General features: G+C 66.4%; 20 protein-coding genes. 8 read left to right on the plus strand and 12 right to left on the minus strand.

The window, feature by feature from the left end; all coding sequences use genetic code 11:
• Positions 1 to 182: 182 nt before the first annotated feature.
• On the plus strand, positions 183 to 392 hold the full coding sequence (locus tag F464_RS0119550) for a dodecin (protein WP_018991543.1): 210 nt from the start codon (positions 183 to 185) through the stop codon (positions 390 to 392).
• Here F464_RS0119550 and ylqF read toward each other — a convergent pair.
• On the minus strand, positions 358 to 1,266 hold the full coding sequence (ylqF, locus tag F464_RS0119555) for a ribosome biogenesis GTPase YlqF (protein WP_018991544.1): 909 nt from the start codon (positions 1,264 to 1,266) through the stop codon (positions 358 to 360). The genes F464_RS0119550 and ylqF overlap by 35 nt on opposite strands.
• A gap of 88 nt (positions 1,267 to 1,354) precedes the next feature.
• On the opposite strand from ylqF, the gene F464_RS0119560 reads away from it, so the two are divergent.
• From F464_RS0119560 to amaB, 4 genes are all read left to right on the plus strand, one after another.
• Positions 1,355 to 1,939 carry a DUF1415 domain-containing protein gene (locus tag F464_RS0119560; RefSeq protein ID WP_018991545.1) on the plus strand — a complete coding sequence of 195 codons (585 nt, stop codon included), beginning with the start codon at positions 1,355 to 1,357 and terminating at the stop codon, positions 1,937 to 1,939.
• A 53-nt stretch (positions 1,940 to 1,992) separates the two neighbouring features.
• Positions 1,993 to 2,808 carry a class I SAM-dependent methyltransferase gene (locus F464_RS0119565; protein WP_040395578.1) on the plus strand — a complete coding sequence of 272 codons (816 nt, stop codon included), beginning with the start codon at positions 1,993 to 1,995 and terminating at the stop codon, positions 2,806 to 2,808.
• 95 nt (positions 2,809 to 2,903) lie between these two features.
• The gene (locus F464_RS0119570; RefSeq protein ID WP_018991547.1) at positions 2,904 to 3,191 is read left to right on the plus strand and encodes a hypothetical protein; all 288 of its coding nucleotides are present in this window, start codon (positions 2,904 to 2,906) and stop codon (positions 3,189 to 3,191) included.
• A 53-nt stretch (positions 3,192 to 3,244) separates the two neighbouring features.
• Complete coding sequence (gene amaB, locus F464_RS0119575) at positions 3,245 to 4,765, plus strand: L-piperidine-6-carboxylate dehydrogenase (RefSeq protein ID WP_018991548.1); 1,521 nt, start codon at positions 3,245 to 3,247, stop codon at positions 4,763 to 4,765.
• 14 nt (positions 4,766 to 4,779) lie between these two features.
• Here amaB and F464_RS0119580 read toward each other — a convergent pair whose 3' ends face one another.
• The 4 genes from F464_RS0119580 to F464_RS0119595 form a co-directional block, all read right to left on the minus strand.
• Entirely contained in the window at positions 4,780 to 6,087 is a 1,308-nt protein-coding gene (locus F464_RS0119580) for a hemolysin family protein (protein ID WP_018991549.1), read from the minus strand.
• A gap of 87 nt (positions 6,088 to 6,174) precedes the next feature.
• Positions 6,175 to 7,104, minus strand: coding sequence for a hypothetical protein (locus F464_RS0119585; RefSeq protein ID WP_018991550.1), 930 nt, complete (start codon positions 7,102 to 7,104; stop codon positions 6,175 to 6,177).
• A 159-nt stretch (positions 7,105 to 7,263) separates the two neighbouring features.
• A complete protein-coding gene (locus F464_RS0119590; RefSeq protein WP_018991551.1) occupies positions 7,264 to 7,809 on the minus strand; it encodes a YaeQ family protein in 546 nt (181 codons plus the stop codon).
• A gap of 53 nt (positions 7,810 to 7,862) precedes the next feature.
• Positions 7,863 to 8,642: a hypothetical protein gene (locus F464_RS0119595; protein ID WP_018991552.1), complete on the minus strand. Its 780-nt coding sequence runs from the start codon at positions 8,640 to 8,642 to the stop codon at positions 7,863 to 7,865.
• Positions 8,643 to 8,805: 163 nt separating this feature from the next.
• On the opposite strand from F464_RS0119595, the gene F464_RS0119600 reads away from it, so the two are divergent.
• Complete coding sequence (locus F464_RS0119600; RefSeq protein ID WP_018991553.1) at positions 8,806 to 9,798, plus strand: serine/threonine protein kinase; 993 nt, start codon at positions 8,806 to 8,808, stop codon at positions 9,796 to 9,798.
• A 10-nt stretch (positions 9,799 to 9,808) separates the two neighbouring features.
• Here F464_RS0119600 and F464_RS0119605 read toward each other — a convergent pair whose 3' ends face one another.
• On the minus strand, positions 9,809 to 10,312 hold the full coding sequence (locus F464_RS0119605) for an HAD domain-containing protein (RefSeq protein WP_018991554.1): 504 nt from the start codon (positions 10,310 to 10,312) through the stop codon (positions 9,809 to 9,811).
• Positions 10,313 to 10,686: 374 nt separating this feature from the next.
• Between F464_RS0119605 and folE the strand changes: the two genes are divergently transcribed.
• The gene (folE, locus tag F464_RS0119610) at positions 10,687 to 11,328 is read left to right on the plus strand and encodes a GTP cyclohydrolase I FolE (RefSeq protein WP_018991555.1); all 642 of its coding nucleotides are present in this window, start codon (positions 10,687 to 10,689) and stop codon (positions 11,326 to 11,328) included.
• A gap of 9 nt (positions 11,329 to 11,337) precedes the next feature.
• On the opposite strand, the gene F464_RS0119615 is transcribed toward folE, so the two are convergent.
• The 4 genes from F464_RS0119615 to F464_RS0119630 form a co-directional block, all read right to left on the minus strand.
• Positions 11,338 to 11,667: a DUF3301 domain-containing protein gene (locus F464_RS0119615; protein WP_018991556.1), complete on the minus strand. Its 330-nt coding sequence runs from the start codon at positions 11,665 to 11,667 to the stop codon at positions 11,338 to 11,340.
• A gap of 40 nt (positions 11,668 to 11,707) precedes the next feature.
• The gene (locus F464_RS0119620; RefSeq protein WP_018991557.1) at positions 11,708 to 13,291 is read right to left on the minus strand and encodes an inorganic phosphate transporter; all 1,584 of its coding nucleotides are present in this window, start codon (positions 13,289 to 13,291) and stop codon (positions 11,708 to 11,710) included.
• Positions 13,292 to 13,352: 61 nt separating this feature from the next.
• Positions 13,353 to 13,709 carry a nucleotide pyrophosphohydrolase gene (locus F464_RS0119625; RefSeq protein WP_018991558.1) on the minus strand — a complete coding sequence of 119 codons (357 nt, stop codon included), beginning with the start codon at positions 13,707 to 13,709 and terminating at the stop codon, positions 13,353 to 13,355.
• 79 nt (positions 13,710 to 13,788) lie between these two features.
• A complete protein-coding gene (locus F464_RS0119630; RefSeq protein WP_018991559.1) occupies positions 13,789 to 14,634 on the minus strand; it encodes a 23S rRNA (adenine(2030)-N(6))-methyltransferase RlmJ in 846 nt (281 codons plus the stop codon).
• Positions 14,635 to 14,732: 98 nt separating this feature from the next.
• On the opposite strand from F464_RS0119630, the gene F464_RS0119635 reads away from it, so the two are divergent.
• Positions 14,733 to 15,281, plus strand: a complete 549-nt coding sequence (locus tag F464_RS0119635; RefSeq protein ID WP_018991560.1) for a gamma carbonic anhydrase family protein — start codon at positions 14,733 to 14,735, stop codon at positions 15,279 to 15,281.
• A gap of 39 nt (positions 15,282 to 15,320) precedes the next feature.
• Here F464_RS0119635 and F464_RS0119640 read toward each other — a convergent pair whose 3' ends face one another.
• Together F464_RS0119640 and F464_RS0119645 are read right to left on the minus strand one after the other, a co-directional pair.
• Positions 15,321 to 16,217, minus strand: coding sequence for a DMT family transporter (locus F464_RS0119640; RefSeq protein ID WP_018991561.1), 897 nt, complete (start codon positions 16,215 to 16,217; stop codon positions 15,321 to 15,323).
• 142 nt (positions 16,218 to 16,359) lie between these two features.
• Complete coding sequence (locus F464_RS0119645) at positions 16,360 to 17,235, minus strand: tyrosine-protein phosphatase (RefSeq protein ID WP_269744909.1); 876 nt, start codon at positions 17,233 to 17,235, stop codon at positions 16,360 to 16,362.
• Between the last annotated feature and the right edge of the window lie 144 nt (positions 17,236 to 17,379).

Raw genomic sequence — 17,379 nt, forward strand, 5'->3', positions numbered from 1 at the left:
GCTATTCTGATTCCGACATAAACGCCCTTGATACAACGCGAGCACATGCCGGACCGAATACCCCCTCCGCAGCGTGACGCAGGCCACGCCATGCCTGGATCGTCACGCATCGGTGACAGGGCAACGGGGGAACGCTTCTCTATACTGGGAGCGCTGCCCGTTCAATCCTCAAGGAGAACGCGATGTCCGCCCACACCTACAAACTCGTCGAAATCGTCGGTTCGTCCCCTGACAGTGTCGATGCCGCGATCCGCAATGCGATCGAGACCGCCGGCAAGACGATCCGTCATATCGACTGGTTCGAGGCGACCGAGATCCGCGGGCACGTCACCGACGGCAAGGTCGCGCACTTCCAGGTCAAGCTGAAGGTGGGGTTCCGTCTGGAGGAGTGAGGCCGCGGTCGGCGTCGAGCATCGCGCTGCGGCTTGCAGGCGTCTCGAGGCTGATGCGCCCGAGCGCACCGCTGCGGTAGTCGGTGAGGAGGATCTGTGCAGCCTTTTCCAGGTCCGGCGCACCGCCCTTGAGGCGGCAGCCGCGCCGCGCCGCAACGGTCTCGACCACCCCGACGCCATCAAGCGCCTCCATGCGCTCGGGCGCAATGCCGTAGCGCTGCGCGACGAGATCCGCGTAGCGCTCGAGCAGCACGTCACCGAGGAAGGCAGCGACTTCCTCGTCGATCACGGCATTGCGGCCGATCGCGTGGCTCGCCGCGAGCATGAAGCCGTCCGAATCGTGGGCGATCTTCGGCCACATCAGCCCCGGCGTATCGGTGATCGTCATGTGCGAACCGAGGTCGAAGGTCTGCTGCTGCTTGGTCACCGCCGGCTCGTCGCCCACGGCGGCGACGCGGCGCTTCAACAGCGCATTCATCAGCGTCGATTTGCCGACGTTGGGGATGCCCATGATCATGATGCGCAGCGGCCTCGTACCGTCCGTGCGGTGCGGGGCGAGCGCCTGGCACAGACCGGGCACGCGCGCGACATCGCCCGGCTTCTTGCACGACAGGGCCACCGCCTTCACGCCTGGCTGGGCATTGAAGAAGTCCAGCCAGGCGCGCGTCGCGACAGGGTCCGCAAGGTCGGCCTTGTTGAGCAGCTTGAGGCACGGACGCTGCCGGAACAGGCGCAATTCGCGGATCATGGGGTTGCTGCTCGCCTCGGGAATGCGGGCGTCGAGCACCTCGATCACGACGTCGGTCATCGCCATGGTCTCGGCCGCTTTCTTGCGCGCCGAGGTCATGTGACCGGGAAACCACTGGATGGACATCTGGACAGTAAGCGTTGGACAAGGCGCGCATTATCGCCTCGTTCGGCTCGCGATTGGGGCAAAATGGCGGCCTTTCGAGGGGTAGTGCATGAATCGTGACGAAGTGATCGCAGCCACGCGGCAGTGGATCGAGAAAGCGGTGATCGGGCTCAACCTGTGCCCGTTCGCCAAGTCGGTGTATGTGAAGAACCAGGTACGCATCGTCGTCAGCGAGGCGAAGCACCTGGACGGCTTCCTCGAGGAACTCGACCGCGAGCTGGAATTCCTCGCCGAAGCCGACCCGCAGGAGGTCGACACGACCCTGCTCGTCCATCCCACCCTGTTTGCGGATTTCCTCGATTTCAACGAGGTCGCCGGCATCGCCGAGGAAGCGGTCGAAGAGCACGAGCTCGAAGGCATCCTGCAGGTCGCGAGCTTCCATCCGCGCTTCCAGTTCGAGGACACGGCTGAGGACGACATCGCCAACTTCACCAACCGCTCGCCCTTCCCGACCCTGCACCTGCTGCGCGAGGAAAGCATCGAGCGCGCCGTCGCGGCCTACCCGGAAGCCGACGCGATCTACGAGCGCAACATCGAGACGTTGAAGAAGCTCGGGCTCGCCGGCTGGAAGGCGCTGGGCATTCCCGGCGATTGGGACCAAATGAAGGACGAAACGAGGGACGAGAAGAAGTGAGCCGCGCACGCCACAAGCCCGCGACGCCGGAGGCCCGGCCCGCGACACCGGCCGTGATCCCCGACGTCCGGCCGGGACAGTCGATCGAGCTCCTCAAGGAACTTCACATCCTGACGCGCGACGGCAAGCTCAACCAGGACAGCCGGCGCAAGCTGAAGCAGGTGTACCACCTGTACAACTTCATCGAGCCGCTGCTCGACGAAGTCATGAGCGCGCGCGGCGACCTCACGCTGGCCGACCACGGTGCGGGCAAGTCCTACCTCGGCTTCATCCTCTACGATCTCTTCCTGAAGGCGCTGGCGAGCGGCCACATCTACGGCATCGAGACCCGCGAGGAGCTCGTCGCGAAGTCGCGCGAACTCGCGAGCCGCCTCGGCTTCGAGCGCATGAGCTTCCTCAACCTCTCGGTCGAGGACTCGATGCGCTCGGCCGAGCTGCCCGAGCGCATCGACATCGTCACGGCGCTCCACGCCTGCAATACCGCCACCGACGACGCGATCCGCTTCGCGCTGGAGAAGCACGCGCGCTTCATCGTGCTGGTGCCCTGCTGCCAGGCCGAAGTCGCGGCCACGCTGCGCAAGCACAAGAACGACTCCTTCGGTCGCACCCCGCTGTCCGAACTCTGGCGCCATCCCATCCACACGCGCGAATTCGGCAGCCAGATCACCAACGTGCTGCGCTGCCTGCTGCTCGAATCGCACGGCTATCAGCTCACCGTCACGGAACTCGTGGGCTGGGAGCATTCGATGAAGAACGAGCTGATCATCGCCCGCGCCACCGGCCAGCGCCGCGGCAATGCGCGCGAGCGGCTCGAGCAGATCCTCGCCGAACTGAACCTGGACGACCTGCGCGAACGCTTCGTGTATTGATCCGGACATGGATGTTCAAACTTGATCGCGGTGAAGTACGGGGCGGTTGCGCGCTGGTAAGCTGAAAGTCCATAAACTGACCGCGGCGCACAATCATGTCCGATGTCCCCTTCCCCGTTCTTGTCGCCGCCGTCTTCCTGCTTACCTCCCTCACCATCGTCCACCTGGCGATGCGGCATCAGAATGCGCAGCGCGCGCTACCCGAACGCGACGCATACCTCGCCACCCACGGGCTGCAGGCGGTGGCCTGCGCGCATTGCCAATCCACCGAAACGCGCGAACTCGGTCTCGACGATGCCGAGGACGACCGCCGCTTAGTGGCCTGCGCCCGCTGCGAAAAGATGCTTTTCCGCTACACGCGGGACACCTTGCCGCACGCGTAGAACAATCGCCCGCCCGCAGCGGTCAACGAGGCATCGTGGCTAGGGAGTCCGTCATGGAACTCGCATCGCTGACCTCGTCGCTGCTCGCCCGCTTCGGTGTTGCCGCAGACCGCTTCGACCACGGCGACATGGCCGTGCGCAGCCCGATAGACGGCAGTCTCATCGGCCACGTTGCCTCGACTCCTGCTCCGGCCGCAGATGCGGCACTCGCCACCGCGCACGAGGCCTTCGAAGCCTGGCGCATGGTCCCTGCGCCACGGCGCGGCGAACTCGTGCGCCGCTTCGGCAACCTCCTGCGTGAATACAAGACCGACCTGGGCACGCTGGTCACGATCGAGACTGGCAAGATCCGCCAGGAAGGCCTCGGCGAGGTGCAGGAGATGATAGACATCTGCGACTACGCCTGCGGCCTGTCGCGTCAGCTGCACGGCCTTACCATTGCCAGCGAACGGCCCGGCCATCGCATGATGGAGCAATGGCATCCGGCGGGCGTCGTCGGCGTCGTGTCGGCCTTCAACTTCCCGGTCGCGGTATGGGCGTGGAATGCCGCGCTCGCCTGGGTGTGCGGCGACAGCGTGGTGTGGAAGCCGTCGGAACGCACCCCCCTCAGCGCCCTCGCCTGCGCGGCCCTGTTCGAGCGTGCCTGCCGGGGCCTCGGCGAGGCGCCGAAGGGCTTGCTCGGCCTCATGACGGGTGGTCGCACACACGCCGGCCTGCTCGCCGACGACAGGCGCGTCGCAGTGTTCTCCGCCACGGGCTCGTGTGCGATGGGGCGCGTGCTGGCGCCTCGCGTTGCAGCGCGCCTCGGCCGCGCCATCCTGGAACTCGGCGGCAACAACGCGGCGATCGTCTGCCCCAGCGCGGATCTCGCCCTCGCCGAGCGCGCGATCCTCTTCGCGGCGGCCGGCACCGCGGGCCAGCGCTGCACGACGCTGCGGCGGCTGATCGTGCACGAATCGATCGCCGACGCGCTGACGGAACGCCTGCGTGCAGCATGGCGACGCATCCCCGTCGGCAGTCCGCTCGATGCGGCCTCGCTCGTCGGCCCGTTGATCGATGCGGCCGCTGGCGAAGCGATGGCCGCGGCATTGTCCGAAGCCGAGGCTGCCGGAGGAACGGTGTTCGGCGGCGATCCGGTGGTGGTCCATGGCTGCGAAGGCGGCTGCTACCGCCGTCCCGCGCTCGTCGAGATGCCGGCCCAGACCGACCCGGTCCGGCGAGAGACTTTCGCCCCCATCCTTTACGTGCTGCGCTATTCGAGCTTCGACGAGGCGATCGCGCTCCACAACGACGTGCCGCAAGGGCTCGCGTCGTCGGTCTTCACGCAGGACCTCGGCGAAGCCGAGCGCTTCCTCTGCGCTGCGGGCAGTGATTGCGGCATTGCCAACGTGAATATCGGCCCGTCCGGTGCCGAGATCGGCGGCGCGTTCGGTGGCGAGAAGGATACGGGGGGCGGCCGGGAGTCCGGCGCTGACGCGTGGAAGGGCTACATGCGGCGCGCAACCTGCACGATCAACTATTCGGGCGCCCTGCCCCTCGCACAGGGAATCCGCTTCGGGCTGGACGAGACCTGAGGTGGCACTACGCGCTAGTCGGCGCTCGGGCGCGGAGCCGCTTCCCGCGTCACCAGCAGCTGATCGATGCGGTAGTTGTCGATGTCGACCACCTCGAACTTGTAGCCACCGTAAATCACGAAATCAGTGCGCTTGGGCACCTTCCGCAGCGCATACATCATGAACCCGGCGAGTGTCTCGTAGTTCTCGCTGCCCTCGAATGCGTCGATCTCCAGCGCGTGCATGACGTCCTCGATCGGCGTGATGCCGTCGATCAGCCACGAATCGGCGTCGCGCTTGACGATGAGCTCCTCCTGCTGCGTGCTGCCGAGTTCGCCCATCACGGTGTTCATGACGTCCTGCAGGCTCAGGAGGCCGACGATCAGCGCGTATTCGTTGACGATCAGCGCGAAGTCCTCGCGCGCGGCGCGGAAGCGGTCGAGCGCTTCGAAAAGCGTGAGCGTGTCGGGAACGACGAGCACGCTGCGTACCATCGGGTCCGCGCGCAGCGAAAGTTTCTGCCCCGACAGGATGCGCGCGAAGATGTCCTTCAGGTCGACATAGCCGACCACCGTGTCGATCGTGTTCTCGCACACCGGGAACTTGCCGTGCGGCTGATCGGTGAGCTTCGTGCGGATGCTCTCCTCCGATTCGTTCAGCGTGAAGAAGACGATGTTCTCGCGGTTCGTCATCGCCGAACCGACGGTCCGGGTATCGAGTTCGAACACGTTAACGATGAGCTCGCGCTCCTGGTTCAACAGGGTGCCGGTCAGGGCTCCGGCCTCGGCCATCGCAACGATGTCGTCCGAGGTGATGTCCTCGACGCGCACGTTGGGCAGCTTGAACAGCGCGAACAGGCGGTTCGCGAGCCCGTCGAAGAACCACACCGCAGGCGCGAACGCGATCAGGAACAGCTGGATCGGCTTCACCACCGCCACCGCGACCCGCTCGGGCGCGACCATCCCCAGCCGCCGCGGAATCAGGTCCGCGAACAGGATGAACAGCGAGGTCACGACGACGAAGGACAGCACGAAGCTCAGCGTGTCGAGCATCGGCCCGTCATAGACGAGCGCGATCACGCCCGAAATTGCCGGCGAGAGCGCCGATTCGCCGACGATGCCGCCCAGAATCGCGATCGCATTCAGCCCGACCTGGACCACGGTGAAGAAATGGCCCGGGTTCTCCTGCAGCGCGAGCACCCGCGCCGCGGCCGCGTCGCCGCCCTCGGCCATCAGCCGCAGCTTGATCTTGCGCGCCGCGGCGAGGGAAATCTCCGAAATCGAAAAGAACGCGCTCAATGCGATGAGCGCAGCAATGACCAGCAACTGATTCGACAGACTCACAATGACACTCCGCACTCGTCCGCAGCAGTCTCCCGCAGCGGCGATGCGCCATCGCGTGTCTGCAACAGACGCTGGGATTCGTCCCGTTCAGAAGAGGATCTGGAAGCCGACGCCCAGCGCCCAGCCGCGCTCGCTGTCGTCCTTCGCATCGCCCTGCGGCCAGAAGTGCCCCAGGCTGACCTCGACGAGCGTCCAGTCCCTATACACCGGCTGCTTCCAGATCGCACGCACCCCGGTTTCGGAAACATTGTCCGAACCGGCGGTCATTCCGCCAATGAGGGCTTCCAGCGACAAGCTGCGCTGGTCGCCGAAAGTCTTGAAGATACCCATACTGTTCGACCATGCCAAGCCGTCCGTCTCGTCCGAGATCGTTCCGGCCAGCTGCCAGCGGAATGCGACGGATCGCGTAAAGGCGTGACCGAAGTTCAGCCCGGTCGTCGAACCCACTCCGTCCTTGCGGTTCCAGAAGATCGTCTCGCGGAAGTCGAAGCGGTTGCGCTCTCCCAGCACAAGATCCTTCTTGTAGCGCGCCTGCGCGTAGGGCTTGATGCCGCTGCGCAGGCCGGCGCGGAAGTCGATGTTGTCGCGCAGCGCATAGCCGACTCCGGCGAACAGGGTCTGGTCCTGCCTGCGGTCCTCGGGAAGCAGCAGTTCGCGTCGGGTGAAGGGCTCAGGCTGATCGGTGACGAGTTCGCGCTCGTTTTCCTGGCCAAAGAACAGATAGCTCCTTTCCTTCACGTTCGGCATGTCGAGCCGTGCGCCGAAGCGGAAACTCGCGTCAGGATTTTCGTGCTGCCGGGCGAGGAACTTGAAGCCGATTTGTCCCGACACCTTCCCGCCCTGCTCGAACGGCTTGTCACCGAACCAGCTGTCGACGCGCCGTGCGACGCCCTCGGTGAAGTCGTGCACCACCACACGGCTGCGGTCGAGGATGGACGATCCGGACTCGGTCGGCTGCGGCGCACCCGGCTCGTCCGCCGCCACCGCCCCCCCGCTCGCGAGATATCCGAGAAGCATGCAACTCGCCAAACTGCGTCTCATGGCCGATCCCCCTGCAGCAATCGGAAAGCTGACACCTTCGTCTAATGTACGGTGTCCGGACGAGAAAGGCGAATCGGTGATGACGAGCGGCGGGAATCCCGTCACGAATGTCGCGTCGTTTCCCGCCGGGGGCGATCAGCCGCGCGGCGCCATCAGGCGTTCGGGCTCGACGGACACGGTCTCGGCCCCGTCGGTGATCCACAACTGCCCATCCTGGATCGTGCATTGCAGACGCATACTGCGTGCAGTCAGTGCGGCGAGCGCGGGGGCAACGTCGCCGGGCAGATTCAGCACGGTGAGGTTCGTCAGCCGCGTGAGCTTGTCGCGGATGCCGTTCCACCAGACGTCCGCAGCGCGCCCGTAGCTCATCACGACCACTTCGCGCGCGCGGCCGCAGGCCTTGCGGATCCATTTCTCGTCCGGCTGGCCGACGTCTATCCAACGCTCGACGAGCCCGGTCAGGTCCTTCTGCCACAGGTCCGGCTCATCGTCCACGCACAGGCCTTTGGCAAAAGCGAGTGCGGGATCGGCGTACAGCGCGAACGCGAGGATGCGCACCATCATGCGCTCGTCGGTCTCGGATGGATGGCGCGCAATCGTCAGGTTATGGTCGCCGTAGTAGTTGCGATCCATGTCGGCGACCACGAGTTCGGCCTTGAAAATGGTTGCCTTGAGGGCCATGTCGTTCGGTTCCCGCTGCGGCCTCGGCCGCGGTTGATGGGTTGTGCAGCGCTTCAGTGCGTGGTGCTTCCGGCGGCGCGGCGCGCCTGCTGCCACGCGAGCACCGCCTGTGTCGCGTGCGCCATCACGCGGTCGCGGAACTGCGCTGGCAGTTCGCGCGACAAGGCACCGAACAGCGACTCGTTCATTTCGCGCGCCAGCCCGTCTGCCGCCAGGCCCTCGGCCAGGCACTGGATCTGGATATGTGCGACCGCATCGGCCACCAGGCGCCAGCCGAGCACGGGCATCATCTCGGTCAGCGCGAACATCATCCCGCCGAGACGGGTCAGGATCGCTGTCGCCTGCTCGCGCTCGTCGCTGGCGATCATCGCGTGCCAGAGGGCGAGATGGATGCCGCGCCTGAGGTCGATCTTGAAGTCGATGGCGTTGCCTTCGCCTTCTTCAATCTCGGCGAACTGGCGCTGGAAGCGCGCGTCCTGCTCGGGCCCCAGCGCGGTGCGCAGGGCGCCGAGGAGCTCCGACAGACCGGGAATCGCAACCAGCCCGAAGGCCTGGCTGTACGCGAGCCCCCATTGGTCCAGCCCCGAGACGAGCATCGCCAGGCGCAGTGCCCGCGCATCATCGTCGGCTGCGGCACGGCTCCAGTTCCCGAGCGCCGCGGCGAGCGTCTCGACCCCGCGGGTTCGACCCGCATCGTCCTCGTCCAGCGTCAGGCGGAACACCTGCGCAAAACCGTCCTGCGCCATGCGCGCGGCGAGCTTCTGCACGTCGACCGCGGCCAGTGCGGCGAGGGAGTCGACCGGGATCGGTTCGGCGGATACGTCTTGCGTCATGTCTGCGGTCCGGGAAAAGGAGGATTGGAAGGATGATTGGAAGGGGCCGTATTCTGAGCCCCGCGCGAGCGGACGGCAAATATCGCCCGACGCCGCAAGGGCCGGTCTTGTGCAATGCGTCATTCCTGCCAGAATGCGTCCATCCTCCTCGATGGCGATGACCATGTCCGACCTCCCCTTCGAATCCCTGACCCCCGATCTCATTCTCGACGCGCTCGAGAGTGTCGGGCTGTGCCCCGACGGCCGCATGCTGGCCCTGAACAGCTACGAGAACCGCGTCTATCAGGTCGGCATGGAGGACGCCGCGCCGCTGGTCGTGAAGTTCTATCGCGCCGCGCGCTGGAGCGACGAGGCGATCGCCGAAGAGCATGCCTTCGTCACCGAACTGGCCGCGCGCGAGATCCCCGTCGTCGCGCCGCTCGTGCTCGGCGGTGCCACGCTGCACCATTTCGCGGACCAGCGGTTCGCGGCCTTCCCGCGTGCCGGGGGCCGCGCGCCCGAGCTGTCCGACCCGGCAACGCTGGAATGGATGGGGCGCTTCATCGGCCGCATCCACGCCGTCGGCGCCCTGCAGCCCTACCTCGAGAGGCCGACGCTGGATATTGCGAGCTTCGGCGTCGAACCGCGGCGCTACCTCCTCGACCACGATTTCATCCCCGCCGACCTGCTTGCAGCGTGGACGAGCACCGTGGACCAGGCGCTGGACGGGGTGCGGCGCTGCTTCGAGCGTGCCGGCAACGTCGCGCACCTGCGCCTGCACGGCGACTGCCACGCCGGCAACGTGCTGTGGAGCGAGTCCGCCGCCGCCCCGGGGCCGCAGTTCGTCGATTTCGACGACAGCCGCATGGGGCCCGCCATCCAGGATCTCTGGATGCTGCTGTCCGGTTCGCGCGAGGAAATGAGCCGCCAGCTCGGTGACGTGCTGGCCGGCTACGAGGATTTCCACGAGTTCTCCCCGCGCGAGCTGCATCTCGTGGAGGCGCTGCGTACGCTGCGCCTCATCCACTACTCGGCGTGGATTGCCCGTCGCTGGACCGATCCGGCCTTCCCGCTCGCCTTCCCGTGGTTCAACACCCAGCGCTACTGGCAGGACCGTGTGCTGGAACTGCGCGAGCAGGTCGCCGCGATGGACGAGCCGCCGCTCTGGTCGCTTTGACGGCGCCCCGTCAGGCTCGCCGCAGGAAGGAGGGCTCGCGCGACTTGAGCGGCTGGGCCGTGCCGGAACGGAAGCTGTCGAGCATGCGCCGCAATGCGGCCGCGTCCTCGTCACCGAAACCGCGCTTGAAATCGGTGAGGATGAGGCGCGAGCGGGTGAGCCAGTTGCCCGGTGCGTCGTCCAGCGCGCACCAGGATGCAGAAGACGTGTCCGTCACATGCTGCGCGAGCCACAACATTGCCTCGCGCTCCCGCAGGCCGTGCAGCTCGGCGCCACTCCTCGGGACGAGGTGCGGCGTCACCCCGCTCACGCGCGGACGGACATCCTCGGCGAAGCGGGCGACGAGATCTGCCAGCGTGAAATGCGCCCGGCTGTCAGCGGTGATGACGATACGCGCCTCCGCGTAGTCCCTCACCACCGCTTCGATCTGCGGCAGGCAGCGGAAGTCCTCGACCTCGCCCCAGGGATGGGTGACGCCATCGAAATCCATGAAGATGTAGCTTGATTGTGTCATTGCATGCTTGCCGAGGGTGACGGCGCCAAGGCGCCCTGATGGCTATCGATCCGGCAACGAGAACAGGTCGGGCCGAGCCCGTCGAAGCCCTGCTCGAATGAAGAGATTCGATGGCCGTGGGAGTAGCATGCTGCATTGCGCAAAGTCCCGCAAGATCCCACCGTCAAAAGGCTCACATTGCGTCGCAATATTTCCAAAGATATAGGCGCAAAGGCCATTTTGCTGCTACGCAGCATTTTCATGCCGCACAGCGCTGCGATCCCCCGCACGAGACGGCGCCGAATGCGGCTCGAGGTCCGCAAGGTGCTATTCTGCGATCCTGCAACCAGCTCCGGCACCGGAATCGGCTGCCTTCCGGACCGGGAAAGACCGCGATGAGCCACTTCGACGAACAACACCCGCCCCACGCTCCCTGCACCGGCGTCGGCATTCCGCGCAGCGGATCATTCGACCCTGCCGCGTTCGAGCGCGCGGTCAACGACCTTCTGGCCGCCTGCGGCATAGCCCCCGACGCCACCCACATGGGCCGCACCGCGACGCGCGTGCGCGAACTGTGGCAGCGGCGCCTGCTTGGCGGCTACGAGCTCGATCCCGCCGAAGCACTCGGCGACGGCTTCCCCGACGAACGCTCGGACATGGTCGTGATTCGCGGCATTGCCGTGCATGGCGTGTGTCCGCACCATCTCGTACCCTTCCGCGGCGTCGCTCACGTCGCCTACCTCCCCGGCGGGCGCCTGCACGGCTTCGGGCGCATCGCGCGCCTGGTCGATGCCATCGGGCACCGCTTCACGTATCAGGAGTGGATGACCCGCGACATCGCCGATGCCCTGCTGCAGCACGGCCATGCGCGGGGTGCCGCGTGCATCATCGAGGCGGAACAGCTGTGCCTGCTGCTGGGCGAGGACCGGCGCGGCGACGAGCGCGTCGTCACGCAGGCCTTCGCCGGCGAATTCGAGACACGCGAGCACCTGCGCAGCGAGTTCCTGTACGCGGTCTCAGGGCGCAGCGCGCGCTGACTCCCCTCTTCAGTGAAGGGTGAAGGTCGGCGCCCCTTGTGTGCCGATCTCGAGCATCACGACGTGCTTGCCGCGCAGCATCACCGAACCGCGCACGCGATCATTGCCCGAAACCGAGTACTCGAACTCGTAGACGCGCTGCGGGCACAAGCGGCCGTCCTCGTCGCGAACGAAACGGAACGAGCGGCCCGAGATCGTTTCGTCGAGGAACTGCACGCCTTCGCGACGGCACGCCGCACGCGCCGCCTGGACGCCGATTTCGCGCGTCCTGGCGCTGTCCAGCCAGAACCAGCCGCACAGGCACAGCAGCATCAGGGCCAGCAACTCGGCAAAAGTCATTGTCGCGGATTCCGCAAAAACGGGTGCAGACAGCGGATCATCATTCGAGCTCCATGCCGCGCATCACGAAGAAGAACACGCCGCCCAGCAGTGCCGACAACGGCACCGTCAGCAGCCACGCCGCGAAGATGCGCTGCAGTTGCGTGCGCGTGACCAGTTCCTTCCGATAGACCTCGCGCAATTCCTTGCGCTCGCGCTTCGAGAAGTTCGCCGGATCGGCCTTCTCCCTGGAGCGCGCCTTCAGATCGGCGAGCAGCGCCTTCTTCTCCGACACGCCGGCACGCTCGAAGCGGCCGAGAAAATCGTCGATCGCCGCCTGGTCGTCCGCCGGGTGGTGCGCCTTCATCTCCGCGACCATGCGGGCGTAATTGCCCTTGAGGTACTCGCGCAGGAAACCGACGCCGATCACCGCGCCGACCGCGATGTGGGTCGAACTGACCGGCAGGCCCAGCACGCTGGCGGTGATCACCGTCACCGTCGCGGACAGGGCCACGCTGAACGCGCGCATCTGATCCAGCTCAGTGATCTCCTCGCCGAGCGTGCGGATCACGCGCGGGCCGAACAGCGCGAGTCCGAGCACCAGGCCGAGGGCGCCGGTCAGCAACACCCAGTAGGGTACCGGCGTCACCTGCGCGACAGGCCCGTCGAGATGCGCGAGCGAATCGACGATCGACGCAAGCGGGCCGACCGCGTTGGCCACGTCGTTCGACCCGTGCGCGAAACACAGCAGCGCTGCGGCGAAGATCAGCGGCTGGTTGAACAGGCGGTTCACGCCCGATTTGGTATTCGCGATGATGTAGTTCGGGTTCGACAGGGTCCGCCGCACGTACAGGTACGCGACGCACGCGACGGCGATGCCGCTGAGCGCCGCCACGGTAAAATCCGCGGCCCACAGCCGCCCGAAACCCTTCATCAGCAGGAAGGTCCAGAACGACCACGCCATGAATGCCACGAGCCCGGGCAACGCGCGCCGCGCGGCCGCGACCATGTCGGCCTGATAGGTGATGCGGCGCTTGATCAGGTACAGAAACAGCGCCGCGAACAGTCCGGCCAACACCGGCGAGATCACCCAGCTCGCCGCAATCGCGCCGACGACCCTCCAGTTCACGATGTCGAAACCCACCGCAGCGACACCGGCGCCCAGCACCGCGCCGACGATCGAGTGCGTCGTAGACACCGGCATACCGAATGCGGTCGCGACGTTGATCCAGAGGCCGCCTGCAAGGAGTGCGGCCATCATGACCCACACCATGGTCCAGCTGTCGCCGATGTCCGCGGGATCGATGATGCCGCTGCGTATCGTCCGGATCACGTCGCCCCCCGCGATGAGGGCACCCGCGGCCTCGAACACCACCGCGAGACCGAGCGCGCCGGTGAGCGTCAACGCCTGCGCGCCCACGGCAGGCCCGACGTTGTTCGCAACGTCGTTGGCGCCGATGTTCATGGCCATGTACGCACCGAGGACGGCGCCGATCACCACGAGCACGCCGCCCGACGCGCCGCCCTTGAGCGCCGCATACAGCATCACGCCGACGACAAAGAGCATGGTCGCCCCCAGGCGCAGCAGTTCGCCGTGCCCCTGGCGCGTGGCCTTGTCGATTTCGTCGATGTGTTTGAGTTCCAACTTTCAGCTGACCACTATGCGAACGGCGAAGCCGCTCATTTTCGCAGAATCCGGCTGCTCCTCAGAGCCGATCGTATTTCTCCGACCGTCCGCGGGCCTTGTCGACGGGATAGCGATCCGCGTTGATGCGCATTTTCGTCCTCGCGGCATCAGCCAGATCGACGCCGAGAACGTCGGCCAGACGCACGAGGTAGAGCAGCACGTCGGCCAGTTCCAGCGCGACCTCACCCCGCGTCTGCTCGGGCAATGCGACCGAGTCCTCGCCGCTCAGCCACTGGAAGTGCTCGATCACCTCCCCGGCCTCGCCGGACAGGGCCATGGCCAGGTTCTTCGGCGTGTGGAAGCGCTCCCAGTCGCGTTCGGCGGCAAATGCGCGCAGCGCGTCGCGCAGCTCGTCGAGGCTGTCCTGCCCGGTCACCGGACTACCCTCCTGTCGCTGCGCGACACCCTCCCCAAGGGAGGAAGAGCGCCCCCTTCGGGCGGCCGGGCGGGGGCGCTCATTCGATGTGGTGCTCCAGATCGAACCCGGCGTTCTCGTCCTCGCCGAGCGCGCGCACCAGCCACGGCATCACCGACTCCAGCGTCTGCGGCAGCACCCACGGCGGGTTGACGATGTAGAGGCCGCTGCCGAACATCCCGAAGCCATCGCGCCCCGGCTTGCGCAGCGCGAGCCGCACGTCGAGCCAGCTCTCCGCCTCGAGGCCGGCCAGCCGCTCCGGAAGCTGCCGCGCTTCGGGGCGCGCCAGCATCGGGTACCACACCGCGTATGTGCCGCCCGGAAAGCGCTTCATCGCGTCGGCGACGGTATCGACCACGCGCTTGTAATCTTCCTTCACCTCGTAGGGCGGGTCGATCAGCACCACCGCACGCCGCGCAGCCGGGGGCAGCAGACCGCGCAATCCGGCAAAACCGTCGGCCTTGCGGATCTGAACGCGATCCGTGTCGCGCGCGAAGGTCTGTTCCAGCAACGAGACGTCGGCCGGATGGAGTTCGAACAGGCGCATGCGGTCCTGTTCGCGCAGTTGCGTCATCGCCAGCGCGGGCGAGCCCGGGTAGAAGGTCAGCCGCCCGTGCGGATTGAACTGGGCGACCGCGTCGATATAGGCGCGCAGCGCCTCGGGAAGGTCGTCGCGCCCCCACAGGCGTCCGATCCCGCCCGCGAACTCGGCGTTCTTGCCGGCCTGCTCGCTGTCGAGCGCATAGCAGCCCGCACCGGCATGCGTGTCGATGTACCACCACGGCTTGTCCTTGCGGTTGAAATAGCGCAGGAGCTCGATCAGCACGAAGTGCTTGAGGACGTCGGCGTGGTTGCCGGCATGGAAGGCGTGGCGGTAACTGAGCATGGAGGATGCGGAACGGGGTCAGGCGCCGAATGCTAACACTGCCTGCTATGATTGCGGGCTGCCGGCGCGCACCGCCGGCTCCAACGGAGACAGAAAAGATGGCGATTTACGCGCTGGGCGAACATGTCCCGAGCTTCGGCGAGGGGTGCTGGGTTGCGGACAACGCCACGGTGATCGGGCGCGTGGAAGCCGGGTCCAACGTGAGCGTCTGGTACAACGTGGTGATCCGCGGCGACAACGATCCGATCACGATCGGCGATAACACCAACATCCAGGACGGGTCGGTCCTGCACAACGACGACGGCGTGCCGCTGAAGATCGGTTCCGGCGTCACCGTCGGGCACATGGTGATGCTGCACGGATGCACGGTCGGCGACGACACGCTCATCGGCATCAACGCGGTCGTCCTCAACCACGCGGTGATCGGCAAGAACTGCATCATCGGCGCCAACGCGCTGATTCCCGAAGGCAAGGTCATTCCCGACCGCTCCCTGGTCGTCGGCTCGCCGGGCCGCATCATCCGCGAGCTCACCGACGAGGACATCGCCGACCTGCGCCAGAACGCGAAGAACTACGTGCAGAACTCGCGCATGTATGCGGCCGACTTGCGCCACATCACGCCCGACCTGCCCAAGCGCCGCGACTGATCGGGCATCCGCGCCTTCCTGCGAAAGGCGCGGCGAAGGTCATCCGCGCTCCTCGCGCACTTGCAAGGCAGTCGCGGCCGGCGGGTGCCGCGCGAGCCAGATCACCGCACCGAGGATCACGGCGCCGCCGAGCACCTGGTTGAGGGCGATGGCCTCGCCGAGGAAGATCGCCGCGAGCACGAAGGTGACGACCGGCTCGAGCGTCGACAGGCATGCGGCATCGGCCGCGCCCAGTTTCTGCATTCCGATGAAGAAGCTGACCATCGCAATCACGGTGGACACGACGGCGATCATCAGCACGGCGATCCAGCCTGTCGCGCCCTGCGGCCAGGCGGCGCCGGAAACCCCGATCAGTCCGCCGAACACCACGGCCGCGGCCATCATCACCACGGTCGCGCTCGCGAGCGGCGCCTCCTGGCTCATCACGCGGTTGCCGACGAGGATGTAGACGGAATAGATCAAGGCCGCGCTCACCCCGAGGACGACCCCGAGCGGACGCCCGCTGAGCTCGCCGCCGATCGTCAGCGCCGTTCCTGCCAGCGCAGTCAGCACGGCGAGCACGCGCCCCGTCGTGAGCCGCTGCCGCAGGAATACCGCGCCCAGGACCGTCACGAGGATCGGATAGAGATACAGCAGCAGGGCCACGAGGCCCGCCGAAGCGAAATTGAGCGCCTCGAAGAAGGCATACGACTGGGCGACGTACCCGATTCCGCCCATGGCAGCGAGAATCGCCGTATTCCGTGCGGAAGGCCAGCGGCGCCGGGTCGCAAACATCACGGCCGACATGAGCACGGCGGAAATCACGAAGCGCAGGAACAGGACCGTCACGACGTCCGCACCGCTGTCGCGCGCAAACCGGGCAAAGATCGCCATCGCGCCGAAGGCCGATGCCGACACCGCTACGTATGCCGCGCCGACGAAGCGCTCGTTATGCATTCGCCCTCTCCGCAAAACCGCGAAGCTTGCCGAAGGGGCGGGATGCGGTCAATGAGGTTCGGCTTGCCCGGATTTTTCGCCCGTCACATTACGAGGGCGTAGAAACGCCGGCGTGCCGGAGCGGGCGCCGCGCCAGTCCGCCCTATCGTGATTCCAGCCAGCGCTCGCGCAGTTCGGCGAGCGCCTGCTCGTCCAGGCCGGCCCGCGCCCTCAGGTAGCCCAGCATCGATCCGTAGCGCTCATTCACGGCGTCCAGGGCAGCGCTCAGATACTCCGGGCGGGCGTCGAGAATCGCGTCGATCATTGCTTCCGTCGCATCCCGTTCGGTGATGCGGTTGATGATCCGTGCTGTCGCCGCGCGACGCTCCTCATCCGCCATTTCACGAATGCGCGCCGAAAGCAGGTAATCCGCCATCACGGCTTCATCCGCGACACCCAGCGCGTGCAGGATCACCGCGACGGTGAAGCCGGTGCGGTCCTTCCCGACGACGCAATGCACGAGCACCGGCACTTCGTCCTCGCGAAAAAGGCGGAACAGCGTGGACAGATGTGGAGCGAGTGCCTCGGGAAACTGGCGGTACAGCTGCCTCATCATCTCGACGGCGCCTTCGACACCGTGGCGCGTGCGCAGCGGCTCGACCAGTTCGGGGTTGGATCGCACATCGCCGACGAGTTCGATGGGGATCTGCCTCATGCCCTGCTTCGGCAGGCTGTTCGGGAACCGGTTGCGCTCGGAGGCCGTGCGCAGGTCGCACACCGTCTTCACGCCGAGCGAAGCAAGCACCTCCCAGTCCGCTGGCTGCAGACGATCCAGCTGGTCCGAGCGCAGCACCACATGTCCCGCGATGCGACGTCCGTCCTTTGTCGGCAAGCCCGCCAGGCTGCGAAAGTTCAATGTGCCGCTCAGTTGCCGGTGCAATCTTGTCCCCTTCCCTGTCTCCGCTTTACGCGATCGGAGCCTTCCTCCCTCCCACGCCCGTAGGCGATGGAAGAAACCCGTGTTGCAGGTCCGGGACACCTCCGCCGGAAGGTGCGACGACCCGCTAAGGGCGGGGCAAGGATGCCCGCGCCAACCGCTGATTCTGCTCAATTCGACGAGCTTGTGCCAGTGGTACGGCGATTGCGCATTCGGGACAGGAGCGGTCAGGCAGACTGACCGCTC

Source organism: Aromatoleum toluclasticum ATCC 700605, from assembly GCF_000378245.1.
Taxonomy (GTDB): Bacteria; Pseudomonadota; Gammaproteobacteria; order Burkholderiales; family Rhodocyclaceae; genus Aromatoleum; species Aromatoleum toluclasticum.

Coding starts and splice junctions, on each gene's coding strand:
- F464_RS0119600 (WP_018991553.1), top strand. CDS start 8,806: ATGTCCGACCTCCCCTTCGAATCCCTGACCCCCGATCTCATTCTCGAC.
- ylqF (WP_018991544.1), bottom strand. CDS start 1,266: ATGTCCATCCAGTGGTTTCCCGGTCACATGACCTCGGCGCGCAAGAAA.
- folE (WP_018991555.1), top strand. CDS start 10,687: ATGAGCCACTTCGACGAACAACACCCGCCCCACGCTCCCTGCACCGGC.
- F464_RS0119635 (WP_018991560.1), top strand. CDS start 14,733: ATGGCGATTTACGCGCTGGGCGAACATGTCCCGAGCTTCGGCGAGGGG.
- F464_RS0119590 (WP_018991551.1), bottom strand. CDS start 7,809: ATGGCCCTCAAGGCAACCATTTTCAAGGCCGAACTCGTGGTCGCCGAC.
- F464_RS0119550 (WP_018991543.1), top strand. CDS start 183: ATGTCCGCCCACACCTACAAACTCGTCGAAATCGTCGGTTCGTCCCCT.
- F464_RS0119630 (WP_018991559.1), bottom strand. CDS start 14,634: ATGCTCAGTTACCGCCACGCCTTCCATGCCGGCAACCACGCCGACGTC.
- F464_RS0119585 (WP_018991550.1), bottom strand. CDS start 7,104: ATGCTTCTCGGATATCTCGCGAGCGGGGGGGCGGTGGCGGCGGACGAG.
- F464_RS0119560 (WP_018991545.1), top strand. CDS start 1,355: ATGAATCGTGACGAAGTGATCGCAGCCACGCGGCAGTGGATCGAGAAA.
- F464_RS0119615 (WP_018991556.1), bottom strand. CDS start 11,667: ATGACTTTTGCCGAGTTGCTGGCCCTGATGCTGCTGTGCCTGTGCGGC.
- amaB (WP_018991548.1), top strand. CDS start 3,245: ATGGAACTCGCATCGCTGACCTCGTCGCTGCTCGCCCGCTTCGGTGTT.
- F464_RS0119640 (WP_018991561.1), bottom strand. CDS start 16,217: ATGCATAACGAGCGCTTCGTCGGCGCGGCATACGTAGCGGTGTCGGCA.
- F464_RS0119605 (WP_018991554.1), bottom strand. CDS start 10,312: ATGACACAATCAAGCTACATCTTCATGGATTTCGATGGCGTCACCCAT.
- F464_RS0119595 (WP_018991552.1), bottom strand. CDS start 8,642: ATGACGCAAGACGTATCCGCCGAACCGATCCCGGTCGACTCCCTCGCC.
- F464_RS0119570 (WP_018991547.1), top strand. CDS start 2,904: ATGTCCGATGTCCCCTTCCCCGTTCTTGTCGCCGCCGTCTTCCTGCTT.